This window comes from Maribacter stanieri (genome assembly GCF_900112245.1).
GTDB lineage: Bacteria > Bacteroidota > Bacteroidia > Flavobacteriales > Flavobacteriaceae > Maribacter > Maribacter stanieri.
Genome location: NZ_FOYX01000001.1, coordinates 1,970,587 through 1,986,275, shown reverse-complemented (window position 1 = coordinate 1,986,275; position 15,689 = coordinate 1,970,587). Strand labels below are relative to the sequence as shown.

7 protein-coding genes and 1 pseudogene are annotated in these 15,689 nt (G+C 32.5%); 1 reads left to right on the top strand and 7 read right to left on the bottom strand.

Features of this window, described 5'->3' with window-relative positions:
• Positions 1-464: 464 nt before the first annotated feature.
• From BM296_RS08540 to BM296_RS08525, 4 genes and pseudogenes are all read right to left on the bottom strand, one after another.
• On the bottom strand, positions 465-3,764 hold the full coding sequence (locus BM296_RS08540) for a VCBS repeat-containing protein (protein WP_091902654.1): 3,300 nt from the start codon (positions 3,762-3,764) through the stop codon (positions 465-467).
• 281 nt (positions 3,765-4,045) lie between these two features.
• Positions 4,046-5,227 carry a glycoside hydrolase family 88 protein gene (locus BM296_RS08535; protein WP_091902653.1) on the bottom strand — a complete coding sequence of 394 codons (1,182 nt, stop codon included), beginning with the start codon at positions 5,225-5,227 and terminating at the stop codon, positions 4,046-4,048.
• 173 nt (positions 5,228-5,400) lie between these two features.
• Complete coding sequence (locus BM296_RS08530) at positions 5,401-6,993, bottom strand: solute:sodium symporter family transporter (protein WP_091902652.1); 1,593 nt, start codon at positions 6,991-6,993, stop codon at positions 5,401-5,403.
• A 32-nt stretch (positions 6,994-7,025) separates the two neighbouring features.
• Positions 7,026-7,792, bottom strand: a pseudogene (locus tag BM296_RS08525) (L-arabinose isomerase family protein); the annotation flags it as partial.
• Between the two features lie 244 nt (positions 7,793-8,036).
• Between BM296_RS08525 and BM296_RS08520 the strand changes: the two are divergent.
• The gene (locus BM296_RS08520) at positions 8,037-8,768 is read left to right on the top strand and encodes an NUDIX hydrolase (RefSeq protein WP_091902651.1); all 732 of its coding nucleotides are present in this window, start codon (positions 8,037-8,039) and stop codon (positions 8,766-8,768) included.
• Positions 8,769-8,926: 158 nt separating this feature from the next.
• Here BM296_RS08520 and BM296_RS08515 read toward each other — a convergent pair whose 3' ends face one another.
• The 3 genes from BM296_RS08515 to BM296_RS08505 all read right to left on the bottom strand — a co-directional run bounded on the left by BM296_RS08515 (position 8,927) and on the right by BM296_RS08505 (position 15,660).
• A complete protein-coding gene (locus BM296_RS08515) occupies positions 8,927-10,504 on the bottom strand; it encodes a solute:sodium symporter family transporter (RefSeq protein ID WP_091902650.1) in 1,578 nt (525 codons plus the stop codon).
• 89 nt (positions 10,505-10,593) lie between these two features.
• Positions 10,594-11,472 carry an inositol oxygenase family protein gene (locus BM296_RS08510; protein ID WP_091902649.1) on the bottom strand — a complete coding sequence of 293 codons (879 nt, stop codon included), beginning with the start codon at positions 11,470-11,472 and terminating at the stop codon, positions 10,594-10,596.
• Positions 11,473-11,625: 153 nt separating this feature from the next.
• Positions 11,626-15,660: a hybrid sensor histidine kinase/response regulator transcription factor gene (locus tag BM296_RS08505; protein ID WP_091902648.1), complete on the bottom strand. Its 4,035-nt coding sequence runs from the start codon at positions 15,658-15,660 to the stop codon at positions 11,626-11,628.
• Positions 15,661-15,689 lie beyond the last annotated feature (29 nt).

Genomic DNA, 15,689 nt, shown 5'->3' with positions numbered 1-15,689 from the left:
ATCATAAAATGTAAGTGAGAATTAAAAATGAAGATTAATACAATCAAGAACTACAAATTTCTATTTTAGATTCTTTATATTGAATGTAAGACATTAGTCATTTAACTTTTTAATAATGATTGTCGATAACAAATCGACAACAGTAAAAATAAAATTTTGCAGAACCCTCTGTATTCAGGCATTTTAAACAATAGGTTTGAATCCTGTCGAGGTCACAAGAAAACCCCATATATTATGGGGTTTTTTTATACTCAATATTTATCGTTGTTATTAAAATTACTTTTGCCTAAGCGTTAATTTCAATAATACATTTATGCTACTTGTATTATTTTGTACAATATGGAACGTTTACATCTTGGGGCAACATAAAGTTTTAATATTCATATTAACATGCTTTACTGCACATTATACTTAATATAAAATTTAATTCTAATTCAGAAGAATTATAGACCCTTTACAAAGGTTCATTTAAAAATCAAGAGCCTACCTTTATTTTGAGTCACCAAGATAATATCTTCGTTATTAGATGTTTTTATTGTAGTAATATTTTTGGCATCACCACTAGCTAAAAACCCGCTCATCTCGGCAGAAACAATCTTAAAATTACCTTTTCCATCACCTTTTAAGAACAGTCCATTTAAAGCGTCTAAACGACCAATAAAGATTTCATTTCCATAATCATTGCCTACCATTAAAATATCTTTAAAACCATCAGAATCAAAGTCTCCGGTTAACATATCATTTATTGGTGCAAATTGAGCTTCGATAGGGAGTTCATTGATTTTAAATTTGAAATCACCTAGGTTTTCAATATAAACACTTCTATCATAATTACCAGTTAACTCTATGGCTCCTTCTACTTCTTTAGCAGTAAATAAATTTTCTCTACTGACTTTTGCAAAATCTTTATAAAAATTAAATTTTGACCTAAACAACGGACTTTGCTTTGATAAATCTCCCCAAAAGTTTGCTGGGTATGATTTATAATCTCCCTCTTTATTTAATAAATATGTAAATAAAACAGGGTCAATACTGCCATTTGCATCAAAGTCTTTGGCTATTAAATGTACCGGCTTTTCTTTTGTAGGCTGAAAGAAATTATTTCTACCCACATTACCAACTACCAAGTCATCATCTCCATCGTTGTCAAAATCAGCGACCACTATACTCTCCCACCAACCATACAAACCTTTGAAATCAGGGATTTCCTGCTTTACAAATCCGTCGTTTGTATTCCTAAATAGGGTTATTTCAGTTAATTCTCCAACAACAATTAAATCTAGTAACCCATCTTTATCCACATCGGTCCACACTGCATCGGTTATCATACCTAAATTTTCAATTTCGGGAAGTAGGCTTTGCGTAACATCAACTAAATTTCCCTTTTGGTTTTGCAAAAGATAACTATTATCAGAAAGTGGAAATTTACCTGCAGGAGTTCTTCCTCCAACAAATAAATCTTGATATCCATCATTATTAAAATCGGCAGCTACTGCTACAGAACCATTACTGGTAACCAACGGAGATTTATTAGTCGACAAGTTAAAATTACCATTTCCATCATTTATATATAATTGATCATTATATCTACTCAAATCTCCAGAAAACTCATAACTGCCACCAACTAGATACAAGTCTAAATCTCCATCATTATCTAAATCAAACAACACCAAATCCTCTTCTTCTCTCATTTTATCAGCAATCTCTTCAAAAAGAGGTCTATTCGTAAAAATGCCATTACCTTGTTGTTCAAAAATCATAGGTGAGTAACGAGATGAACTGCCAACGATGAAATCTTGAAGTCCATCACCATTAATATCTCCTGTAACTATACTTGGTCCATTTTGAGATAGTTTATGAGGTAAAGTCCGTTGAATACTATAGTCTATAATATCATATTCTTGATGCACATATTTAATACCAAGGCTATCACCAATTTCATTGAATACCTTTTTAGAACTCTCTTTCATAAACGGAAATCCTAAAGCTGCATCTTGACTTGCATTTGCATAATCAATCTCAAATAGGGCATCTTCATTCAGGTCTACAATCTCCTGCAAATTACCATCGGGCCATAATACAGTTATTGCCTTAACTTTGGCGCTTGCACCTAAACCAAAATGAATTTTAGGATCTACGGAAGACATATAACCACGTGTTAAATGATGCTCGTAAAACTGAAAATCGCCATTGGTAAGTGAAACTTTAATTTTTGCTCCTACCCCTAAAGAATTATTTTTAGGCCCTTTTAGTTTTAACTGAATACTATTCGAGTTTTGAATTGTGTTTTCAAAAACAAATGCTTCATCATTTATATTATTTACAACATAGTCCAAATCACCATCATTATCTAAATCCACAAAAGCCGCACCATTAGAAAATGAGGGAATTTTCAATCCCCAATCTTCACTTACGTTATCAAAAGTTAAATCTGCATTATTTTTAAATGCATAATTAGCAACCTTAACTATGGGAATGGAATCTAGCATTTTCGCCTCATTGAGAAACTGCGACATTTCTAATCTAAATTCCCCAAAATCCATATCAGTTATATCTCTTGGAAAACCATTTGTTATTAGTAAATCTCTATTACCATCATTATCAATATCTGCAAACAAAGGAGACCAGCTCCAATCTGTTTTCGACATACCTGCAAGCATTCCTATTTCACTAAAAGGAATTTCAGGACCATTACTTAATTGCAACATATTTCTGCTATACTGATATTCAAACCCAAACCGTTCGTTAAAAAGGTAATTCATATAATTATTACCCGCGATATTGGTCTTCATACGCTCATTAGTTTCGCCAAGCATATCTAATGTTACGATATCCAAATACCCATCATTATTAAAATCCGAAATATCCGAACCCATACTAAACTTACTTTGATGCTTTATATGATTTTTTATATCATTCGTAAACGTACCGTCTTGATTGTTTATATATAATAAATCGTTGGTTAAATAATCATTCGTCACATAAATATCCGGCCATCCATCATAATTTAAATCAGAAATTGCAACACTTAATCCATAACCTTCATAACGTATACCAGCTGCTAAAGTTTGGTCTGTAAAACTACCGTCGCCATTGTTATGATATAATCTATCGTTGCTTATAGCTGTTCCATCCTCAATTTTTTTTCTATAGGTATTTGGCTGATTGTAAGCTTCTTCATTATTTACTATATATAGGTCTAAATACCCATCTTTATCATAATCAAAAAATGTTGCCCCCATGGCATTACCCGTATCTGCAATACCATATTCTTTAGCACGCTCTTCAAATTTTAATTCACCTTTATCGTTTAGCCCTTTATTAATGAAAAGTAGATTTGCTTTTTTGTCTAAAGGTCTTTGCATTGCAGAACACACATAAATGTCTAACCAACCATCAGCATTAATATCTACAACTGCTACAGCGGTATTCCATTTATTTTCCGCTTCTATATTTGCACTAGCGGACACATCGGTAAATTTAAAATTACCGGAATTTAAATAAAGTTTATTTGAAACTTGATTACCTGTAAAGAATAGATCCGATAAGCCATTATTATCAAAATCCCCTACAGCTATACCACCACCGTTAAAAATATATTCTTCTGAGATTATATTGAAACTATCTGTTTCAACAATTGTATTATTAAATGTAATACCTGTTGTTTGTGATGGCAACTGCCTAAAAAGTGTTTTTGACTCATGGGTATTGCAAGAAGATATTGTAAATAGTATAAGCAAGGAAAAGGCTACTAAGTATTTCATATAAAAATTAAAATAATTTTAGAAAGTGTGTTTAAATTAATCTGCAAGAAATAACAAAAATGTGTATTCTAATTTGTTAATAAAGAGCTTTAAAATGAGCAATTAGATGCATAAGATCGTTAATTTTTTTTTCTAAAAAAGAAAAAAACAGCTAATAATTAAAGCTTAGTCTTAATATTCTTTTATAATTATTTATGCTAAGTGCGTTAATGATTTCTAGAAATCTTACTTCAGTCAATAATTCATCTATTCCATTAAATAATAAAATGATTGCCTAGGTTTTACTCCTTTATCCTCAGCATTAATTCTAAAAAATAAAAATCACCATAAACTATAGGGCCATCCATTTCATCATTTTTAGGCCAATTACCAGTACTGTGCTTTAAAATAAACGGAGCCTCTATGTCTATTGGTATTATATATTCTTCACTTTTTAAAGAATTTAAAACTTTATTTGAGTAGTCTAGATAAGCGTCATTGTTGGTATACATGAATAACTCTACCAACGCAGATGCCACTATACTTGCAGCCGAAACATCCTTTACTGCATTGGGAATTTTAGGGTCATCAAAATCCCAATACGGGATTCCATCTTCAGGAAGCTTAGCATGCTGTAAATAAAATGCAGCTGATTGTTCCGCTTGCTCTAAATACTTAGGATCCTGAGTATAACGATAACACATAGTAAAACCATAAATACCCCAAGCTTGCCCCCTAGCCCATGCAGAATTATCATTAAAACCTTGGTGCGTAACTTTACTTTTCACTCCTCCCGAAACAGTATCATAAACCACCACATGATAGCTACTGTTATCTTCTCTAAAATGATTCTTAAGTGTAGTATTAGCATGTTTAACAGCAATATTATGGTAAATACTATCTCCTGAAATTCTTGTAGCTTCAAACAATAGTTCAAGATTCATCATATTATCAATAATTACAGGAAACTCCCAGATATCAGCATTAAAATCCCATGAACGAAGACTACCTACGTTTTCCTTAAATCTAGTAATCAATGTATTCGCACTCTCAACAATTACATCTTTATAATGTTCATTTTTAGTAATTTCAAAACCTTCTCCAAAACTAGAATAGATTTTAAAACCCATGTCATGGGTTCCTCCATTATATTTTTCTTTCTCTATAAATGCAGTCCATTCAACAGCCTTATTTTTAAAAGCTTCTTTACCTGTTAACTTGTATAATTGCCATAAATTACCAGGATAGAAACCACTTGTCCAATCTTTAGATTCGACTACTTTAATTTCTTTAGTTATAGGATTATAACTCCGTGGGATAGATAAGGAGTCTACAGGATACCCCAACAGTTTTTCGTAACGATTTTGCAATAATGAATCTATAGAAATCATCTCTGATATGGACTGTTTTGCAGAGGTATTCTTGCAACTAAGAGCTACAAAAAGAACTAGAGTGACAATTGTAGTAATGCAAATTCTATACATGATATAAAGTGTTGGTTTGTTTTATAAAGTACATACTAAGCATTTGCAATAGTATCTACTATCATTACAAATTGCTTTTTATAAATCTATTCTAAACTAGTAATCGCTTGCACAATTACAGCAACCATAAATACCTCAATTACCCAAGTATATTGATTACTAATGACATAGATTTAATTAGCAAAGTAGATGTAAATTAATAATACAATTCCACAAATACTAAATCCTACAGGTTTTAGGTACTTCCAGTTTTGAATATCAACTTGTTTCGTATATTCTTGAATATAATCAGTTTCCCTTGGTTTAAAGTAACTTACCGTAAACATGATTATTAATGCCAAAGCAAATATTATTCCCATAAGATGTAAAAAATGCGGGAAATAGGTACCATTCTCTATACTAATTGGTCTAACCACATATAAAGCGACCAAGTACGTTATTACACTAAACAAAATTGCCATATTGGCTCCCCTAGCCGTAACACGTTTAGAGAAAATACCAACAATTACAATGGCTAAAATTGGCACACTATGCGTACCGTTCAACTCTTGTAAATATGTGAAAATTCCCCCTTGCACACCATATAAAAGTGGCGCTATAGCCATAGAGAATATAGCTAAAAAGGCTCCAAATATTTTTCCAGCTTTTACAATCTTTACATCAGAAGCGGTCTTATCAATATATTGTTTGTAGAAATCTAACCCAAATAGTGTTACAGAACTATTTAAGGCACTATTGAACGAACTTAAAATAGCCCCGAAAAGAACAGCTGCAAAAAAGCCGACAAATGCTGTAGGAAGTATTTTTTTTACCAACATAGGGTAGGCTTCATCTGCATTTGCCAAATTACCTTTAAAAATATAAAAGGCAATAATACCTGGCAATACCACTATAATTGGTCCTAATATTTTTAGAAATGCAGCTAATAATAGACCTTTTTGACCTTCTTTTAAATTTTTAGCTCCAAGCGCTCTTTGTATAATTGCTTGGTTGGTACCCCAATAATAAAAATTTACAATAATCATACCTGTAAATATGGTCCAAAAAGGCACATCGGAATCAGGACCACCAATAATATCAAATTTTTCGGGAAGGGCTGTAGTCAAAGTAGTTAAACCAGTAAACACATTACCATCACCAATATACATTAAACCAAAAACAGGAATAAGTGTACCACCAATTATCAAACCAACAGCATTAATTGAATCTGACACCGCTACCGCTCGTAAACCTCCAAAAATAGCATAGACACTACCTATTAAACCAATAGACCAAACCGTTATCCAAAGTGCTTGTTCTGGTCCTACACCTAAAGCCTCGGGAATATCAAACATCGTGTTAATCGCTAATGCACCAGAGTATAAAACCGTTGGCAGCATTGATATTGCGTAACCTAATAGAAACAATAATGAAACAATAGTTTTGGTAGATTTACTATATCTATTTTCTAAGAATTGAGGTATTGTGGCTATCCCACTTTTTAAATATTTGGGTAGTAAAACAAAAGCGGTAAACACCATGGCAACGGCAGCTAAAACCTCATACGCAACAATTGGCAATCCGTCTCTAAAAGACACACCATTTACTCCTACAATTTGTTCCGTAGAAAGGTTTGTCAATAATAACGAACCAGCAATGATCGGTCCTGTTAAACTTCTTCCACCTAAGAAATAACCATCAGAGGATTTTTCATCCGTTTTACGCGTTGATACATACGCTATTATAGCTACTAGTAATGTAAACCCTATAAATGAAATAATCCCCATAGTTTATTTGTTCTTAGTGAATTTGATATTAATTAAACCCTATGTTGAAACATATGATAGTATGCTTCATCAGCATTAATTCTATCTTTGAAATCTCGCACAGTAGTTCGCTCATCAATAACAAGTAATTCTATACCTGCTATGTCCGCAAAGTCTTCCATATACTCTGCATTAAGATTTTGACAATTCACTGTATGATGTGCTCCACCTGCTAAAATACACGCGGTTGCCGCAATTTACAAATTTGGTTTGGCATCCCACAAAACTCTTGCAACAGGTAAATTAGGTAAATCTTTGGCAGGTTTTACAGCCTCTACTTTATTTACTACCATTCTAAATCTATTACCCATATCTACCAATGAGACATTCATAGCACTACCAGTTGCTGTATTAAATACTAATCTAGCAGGATCCTCTTTACCTCCTATCCCAAGGATTGTACTTGACACGAAGGTTTATGCTCATTTGCTATAGATGGACAAATTTCTAACATATTCGAACCTAAAACGTATCATCCTTGTGGCGTGAAGTGATACGTGTAGTCTTCCATAAACGAAACACCACCCTCTAAACCTGTATTCATAACTTTTAAAACCCTAACCATAGCGGCAGTTTTCCAATCGCCTTCTCCTCCAAATCCATATCCATCTGCCATTAATTTTTGTACGGCAAGACCCGGTAGTTACTTTAGCTCGCCCAGATTTTCAAAAGTATCGGTAAAGGCTTTAAAATCGCCTTCTTCCAAAAATTTCCGTAAGCCTAACTCTATTTTGGAAGCGTTAATTAATGATTCTCTTTGAAATCAAAACAAGGCTAGAGCCATAAAATATCCTATAGTTAAATTCCCTTTGTTTAAAAGGCTTTAGAAATAGAATCATAATTCATTATTCATAAAATACCATTACCACAACATTTACCTTATTTACTTACGATAAGAACAGAATACTACTGATAAGACAAAAAACTAACCAACTAAATTGTTAATAAATGTTATTTTAGCAAACGATTGACAATCAAACTTGAAGAAAATTTATTTATAGATAATGAAATTAGGTACCGCCTCGCAAAACGAAGATGCTAACACAAAACTCCAGTACTACCAAAAGGAAGACCAGGTTCTATTGTCTGTGGATTGTATAATATTCGGGTTCGACGAAAAAGAATTGAAGGTTCTTCTTGTAAAAAGAAATTTTGAACCAGAAATGGGTAAGTGGTCTTTAATAGGTGGATTTTTAAAGAAAAGTGAAAATCTAGACGAAGTAGCAATACGCGTATTGAATGCCTTAACCGGACTTAAAGATATCTATATGGAACAGCTATATAGTTATAGCCGAATAGATAGAGATCCTGGGCAGAGAACTATTTCTGTTGCCTATTATGCATTGATTGATTTGAATGCGAAAAACTTCGATAAGATTAAGATTGATTCTGCGAAATGGTTTGAAATTAACAAAGTACCACAGTTAATTTTTGATCATAATGAAATGATTGAAAAGGCTATTTTACGTCTAAGACGTAAAGCGCTTGTAAAACCGATCGGATTTGAATTACTTCCGGAAAAATTTACCATGCGCGAACTCCAGAGTTTATATGAATCTATATTAGATAAAAAATTAGATAAACGAAACTTCATTAACAAAGTAAACCTTCTTGATATTTTAGACAAACTCGATGAAAAGGATATGACGAGTTCTAGAAAAGGTTCATTTTTATATCGATTTAATGAAGAGAAATATAAGCGTAAATCTGATGAGGGATTTGATTTCAAAATTTAATTATCTTAAAAAAAGGATATACAACAGCATCTTTTCTCCCCTTTCAAAAAAATGGAAATAATTAATAGACAGTCAAATTTAGCATTCCCTAAATATGATCCTATTGCAATACTAAAATTCAGATTTTCAACTTATTAATACGAGAATAATTACACTCATTAATTAGTCCCTAAAATTACATAGATAACAACAGTAACCACACATAACATAATGGCCATTGGCTTTGTGTATTTCCATTGTTTCATTTCTACATAATCTTCACCCTCTTCAATGGTAGCTTTATGGTTTGGATAGAAGTAAGAAACCAAAAACATTACCACTACGTTCAATACAAATTCTATTCCCCAAATGTGAACGAAATGAATATCGACCTTAAAAATAAATGTTGTTAGAATGTAAAACATTAAACCAACAAGTAACGCAACTTTAGCAGCTATTGCAGAAATTTTCTTAAGAAAAAACCCTGCCAACATTATTGAAGCTATTGGTATAAAGAAAATACCGTTTAATTGCTGTAGCAATTGATACAAACCATCTGGTGCATTTGCCACCATAGGAGCTACCAATATGGCAAATATTGCTAGTACAGTAGAGGTAATCTTACCAATTCTAACCAACTTTTTATCGCTAGCGTTCTTACCAAAATGTCTTTTAAATACGTCAATACTAAAAATTGTAGCCGCACTATTTAAAACACTATTAAAAGTACTTAAAACGGCACCCATGATAATTGCTGCGAATACACCTACAAAACCAATTGGTAGCACCTTTTTAACCAACTCGGGGTAAATCATATCTTGATTCTCATATAAAGAATCACCGAAGTAATAAAACGCAATAACGCCTGGTAAAATAATTATAATCGGTACCAAAATCTTTAAAACACCGGTAAACAATAAACCTTTTTGAGCTTCTACCAAATTCTTGGCACCTAACGCACGCTGAATAATAGTTTGGTTCATACTCCAGAAATACAACTGATTAATAATCAAACCCGTAAAAAGTACTTCAAACGGCAATACAGAATCCTTTGCCCCTATTACATTAAATTTTTCTGGACTATGGTTATATACTTTAGACAAACCATCAAACAAATTACCATCTCCTATACTAACCAAAGCAATGATTGGAATTGCAAGTCCACCAATCAACAACCCATATCCATTTATTGTATCTGAAATGGCAACAGCTTTTAATCCGCCGAAAATGGCATAAATAGAACCTAGTACACCTATACAAATTACGGTAATCCAAAGTCCTTCTTCTTTGGATACCTCTAGAACCTCTGATATATTGAAAATACTCTCAATGTTTATGGCACCAGTATATAATACAATTGGTAATAATGTTACAATAAAAGACACCATTAAAAACAAAGCAACTAGCGTTCTTGTTGTACTATCAAACCTTTTTTCCAAATATTCTGGTATGGTCGTCAAACCCATTTTCAAATACTTTGGAACAAAATATATTGCCGCTACAACTAAAGCCAATGCAGAAGTTACTTCCCAAGCAATTATAATAAATCCGTTCTTGTAAGACGACCCATTCATACCAATTAAATGCTCTGTAGAAATATTCGTCAACAACATGGAGCCTGCAATGACAACGCCTGTTAAACTTCTTCCTCCAAGAAAATAACCGTCTTTAGAGTCCAGTTTTTCTTTTCTAAGTTTATACCATGAATAGAATGCAACAAAAGCAGTAAATGCAATGAAAGTAATAGCTGTATACATGTGTAGATTGGTTGGTTTGGTACTATGGTGTAAAAAAAATGCTCTAGTTGGAAGGGCTAGAGCATTGCTAAACTCAAATAATTAGAATTCTAAAAATTCAATTTTTCGGGTAAATACTTCGATACTAATTCTTTATAATAAGGAAGTAATGCTTTTGCATCTGGTGGTACAGGTGCCTTGGAATATAAATCGTATGGATTGAACTTCTTCACCCACTCAAACATCTCAATATCTTTTGCTGTCATTAAATGCGTGTAATCATTTTCTCTATGCTGAGAGTAAAATGAGTGATAACGGATCATGTAAAGTGCAGGTTCCGGTAAATAATCTTTCATTATCTGGTACAAATATTCATCATGTCCCCAGCTCATTTTTACATTATCCAAACCACAGTTTGGCTCATATACGCCGTACTTTGTATTGTACTTACTATTTGTAGCATCTGGATTTGCACTAAAGAACTCTGGATAGACAATTTTGTCTGAATAAGCGCATCCTACGGGGAAAGTATCTCCTACTACAGCCCACTGTGGCTCACCGAACAAACAAAGTATTTTACCTAAATCATGAATGAATCCAGTAAGTACAAACCAATCTGGGTGACCATCTGCTCTAATTGCCTCAGAAGTCTGTAATAAATGCTGTAACTGATCTAAATCTATATCTGGGTCACTATCATCTACCAATGTATTTAGAAAGTCTACAGCCTCCCAAATTGACATTTCCTTTTTATTGAATTGTAGAAACTCTTTCTCCTTTTCAACTACAAAATCATATGTTTGAAATTCATGATTTATTTTATAAAACTCTTTAACGGTGTCCATCCTATCAGAGTCGACATAGTTTCTAAACTCTTCTTTTTCTTTTGTAGTTTCTTCCGGATCAGGGTATCTCTCTAGTAAGTTATCTTCCCAATCATCAATATTATCCATGGGATGGTTCTGATTGTTGTTCAACGCTTTTTCCATAAAAGTTGTTATTAATGTTTTTGAGTAAGTTGATTTGTTGTTTTGATATGTACAGTATATCTACTTGCAATTTATAGTATTTATGTCATAAATTAATGGATAATACCATCATAAATATGGATTACTTAACAAACCATAGAAACCTAAAAATCTCTACTTCAATAATTTACTGGGCGGGAAACCAAATTGCTTCTTAAAACACCTACTAAAATATAGGGGATCATTGAAGCCAATTAAATCGGTGACTTCAGACACATTATACTTTTTTGTTTTTAATAACTGTGCAGATTTTTTTAATCTAATAGTACGTATGAATTCGTTTGGCGCTAAATCTGTAAGCTCTTTTATTTTGCGGTATAGTTTTGAAGAGCTCATACCCAATTCTTGACATAAATAATTAGTAGTTAAATCTACATCATCTATATTCTTTTCAATAATAGTAGTGATTTGCTCCATTAATTCTTTATCAATGGGTGAGTGAGTGAGCAACCCTATTTCGCTCTCTACCTCGTCAGAAAATTTAGCTTTGAGCTCTAAACGAGTTTTAATGGTATTTACAATTACCGATTTCAATAATGAGGGGTCAAAGGGTTTTACTAGGTAAGAATCTGCCCCAACATCATAGCCCTTAACCTTATCTTCATTTTCCGATAATGCGGTTAAAAGAATCACTGGGATATGACTAATAAATTCGTCGTTCTTTAATTCGTTACAAAATTCTAGACCGTCCATTACCGGCATCATAACATCGGCAACGCACAACATTGGTTTAATTTTTCTACAAAGCTGCAATCCTTCTTTACCGTTTTCAGCCTCATACACCTTGTAGTACGCAGATAAATAGTCAATAAGATATTTTCTTAATTCAATATTATCTTCAATCACTAAAATCTTATCCTTGATTTCTGTATTTGTTGTTTTTCTTTTAATAGGAATAAACGTTTCTGGCTCTTCTACCTCAGTATTAGAAATAAATTCAAAGACCTCTTTTTTAGTATAACTATCTCGACTAATAGGTATTTCTACCGTAAACGTACTCCCTTCATTAGGTTTACTTTCTACAACTATAGTTCCCTTATGTAATTCTACAAGAGATTTTACAAGTGACAGACCAATACCTGAACCTGTATTGTTCTCTTTACTATTGGTGGCTTGGTAAAATCTGGTAAATATTTTTTCTTGACTTTTTAAGGGTATACCAATACCATCATCGCTAACTTCAATAACCAATATTTCACTATTGTTTTCTTTTAGCTTTAGAAATAAATCTACATGACCGTATTTGTTGGTAAACTTAATGGCGTTAGACAAAAGGTTATATAAAATTTTGTCGAATTTATCTCTATCTATCCAACCAAATAGCGTCTCTACTTCGCTATTAATATTCAGTTCTATTTGCTTATTGTAAGCAAACTCCTTAAAAGATTCAAACGTGTTGGTGGTAAATAATAGCACATCTGTTTTAGAAACCTTAAGTTTTAATTCACCCGTTTGTGCCTTTCTAAAATCTAGCACCTGATTCACTAAATTTAAAAGTCTACTTGCATTTTGATGAATTAGATTAAATCTGCTTTTTTGATACTCGCTACTGTTTTCGTTGCTTTCTTCTAACAACTGTTTTGCAGGACCTAATATTAAAGTCAAAGGAGTTCTTAGCTCGTGAGATATATTTGTAAAAAAGCGAAGCTTTTCATTATTCAACTTAATATCGCGTTCCCTATTTACTTTTTCGGTAACAAGTTCTTGCTTTAAACGCAACCTGTTTTTCATTTCTTTCCTTATGAAATATATGATTAAAGCGAATAAGGCTAGAAATAATATCAATGCTTGATAGGTTAACCAAAAAGGAGGAGTTACTGTAATATTATATGAATTTACATCACTCCAAAAACCATCACTATTACTAGATTTAATTTTAAAAGTATAGTCGCCAGGAAACAAGTTGGTGTATTGTACGGTTCTTGAATTACTGGTTGTAGAAATCCAGTTTTCATCAAAACCTTCTAGCATATATTCAAACTTGTTAAGCTTTTCATTTACGTATGAAGGTGCAGAGAATTGAAGTGAAAAATTTCTATTCTTATAATCTAAGGTTACACTTTTAGTTTCGTTTAAATTTTTCTTTAATGGAATTTCGCCATTAATTTCAGTACCTGGATGTATCACCTCATTCTGAATCTTAAACTCAGTAATCATTGGCTTTTTGGCAACTTTGTTCTCACTTATGGCATATGGTGAAAAATAGATAATTCCATTCTTTCCTCCTAAATATATATTGGAATTTTCAAAATTGTAAAAACCACTTGAGCTAAAAACATCTAACCTATTACCACTTTTAACATCATAAATATTGTAATTTTTTAAATTTGATTTTAACCTGGCTACACTGTTACTGTTCATGTTAAACCAGATATCACCATTGGTATAGGTAAGCATATCGGTTATCCACTTATCCCTTAACTCTACAGGTTCCTCTAAAGGATTAAATTCTTTGGTCTCAAAATCAAAAAGACTAATACCTTTTCTTGTTGCCGCCCACAGTCGCCCTTCGTTATCAAACATAATATCACTCACATTATCATGTAGCAATCCTACGTTTGGTGTATCAGTAGATTTATAATATTCAAAAGTGTTTTTATCCCTTAAAAAGTGAACAACCCCAGTCTCGGTAGCAAACCAAATATTGGAATCATCTTGCTTAACGATTTCATTTATTTGATATCCATTTAAAATTATAGCTGTACTATCTGCTTTCTTAAGGCTTTTGGTATTCAATAACACAGTTCCCTCCCCAAAAGAGCCCAATAGTAAATGATTTTCATCTAACGCCTCAAAAGCAAATATTGGTGATTGTTCAAAACCAACCGAAATTTCTTTAGCCGAGTTTGCTTTATAATCATATACCAATAAATTCCCATTCCATAAACCACAGTAAAATATAGTGCCATCTATAGAATAAATACTTGCAATATCTTTTTGGTTGTTATAAAGCGGTAAAAAATCTTCTTCATTTGATATAAAAAGTCCGTTGTGCCTTGTTGCAACTACCACTTTATTATCAAAGGTTTTGCTAAATCCTCTAATTCTTGGAACCTGATTATTTATATGTAAGGAAATGTCCTTATTGCTATTAAACTGATTTTCAAATGGATCATATTTATCCAAACCATCTTCAGTACCAATCCATAACACTCCTGAATCATCAAAAAATAGTGCTGACACCAAATTATCTACCAAAGAGGTATCATCTGGCAATACGGAATAATGCCATTTAAATTCACCTTTACCTATATCTTCTAACTGATCGCAAACTAGTAAACCTCCTAATGTACCTACCCAATATTTACCATCTGGTGCTTGAGTTACTGAAAGAAAATAAGGTCCTAAACCATCTTTAATCCCAGGATCTTCAATTTCAAGGTTTACAAACTCATTAGTGGTTTTATTTAGTTTATAGAGTCCTACTCTAGTACCTATGAAAATATCCGATTTTGCATCTTCATATATAAAGTTTAAGTACGGATTTTTTTCAACCGAATTTGGTATCGAAAGGTTATATATATTTTTTTGAATAATTTCTCCTTCTGCGCCCAAAGTCAATTTAGCTACACCACCAGATTCATAACTACCTATCCATATATCTCCGTTCTTATCTTCAACAATTGCCTTTATATAGTTGAAATTTTTAATTTCTACTTTCTTGAATGTATCCGTTTTACTTTTTAAAATATAGAGTCCACTGTTCTTTGTACCAACCCAAATCCTTTTAAATTTATCGACATAAACAGATCTTATCTCTCCTTCTGGAAGACTGTTTTCATTATTCTTTTCTGGCAAATAGGTGCTAAATGTGTGGGTATCGGTTTTAAAAAGGGACAGACCATTTCTGGTACCGATCCATAAGCTGTTAGAATCCTCATCTAACTCTAAAGCTGTAATATCATCATTATGTAGTTTGGTCTTATCTGTAGAAGAGCTTAAGTAAGATTTAAACTCATAGCCATCAAATCTATTTAAACCAGCGAATGTACCTAACCATAAAAACCCATGTTTATCTTGTACAATATGCCTAACAGCATTATGAGACAACCCACTGTCGTCATTGTAATGTTCAAATTTTATATCCTGAGCCGTTAGGCTTGCAGCAAATAAAATAATACTTATAAATATGCAGAAAACATTTCGCATGTACTGTTTTAAATGTTTGAGTTAGGTTT

Coding starts and splice junctions, on each gene's coding strand:
- BM296_RS08535 (WP_091902653.1), bottom strand. CDS start 5,227: ATGTATAGAATTTGCATTACTACAATTGTCACTCTAGTTCTTTTTGTA.
- BM296_RS08530 (WP_091902652.1), bottom strand. CDS start 6,993: ATGGGGATTATTTCATTTATAGGGTTTACATTACTAGTAGCTATAATA.
- BM296_RS08540 (WP_091902654.1), bottom strand. CDS start 3,764: ATGAAATACTTAGTAGCCTTTTCCTTGCTTATACTATTTACAATATCT.
- BM296_RS08515 (WP_091902650.1), bottom strand. CDS start 10,504: ATGTATACAGCTATTACTTTCATTGCATTTACTGCTTTTGTTGCATTC.
- BM296_RS08510 (WP_091902649.1), bottom strand. CDS start 11,472: ATGGAAAAAGCGTTGAACAACAATCAGAACCATCCCATGGATAATATT.
- BM296_RS08505 (WP_091902648.1), bottom strand. CDS start 15,660: ATGCGAAATGTTTTCTGCATATTTATAAGTATTATTTTATTTGCTGCA.
- BM296_RS08520 (WP_091902651.1), top strand. CDS start 8,037: ATGAAATTAGGTACCGCCTCGCAAAACGAAGATGCTAACACAAAACTC.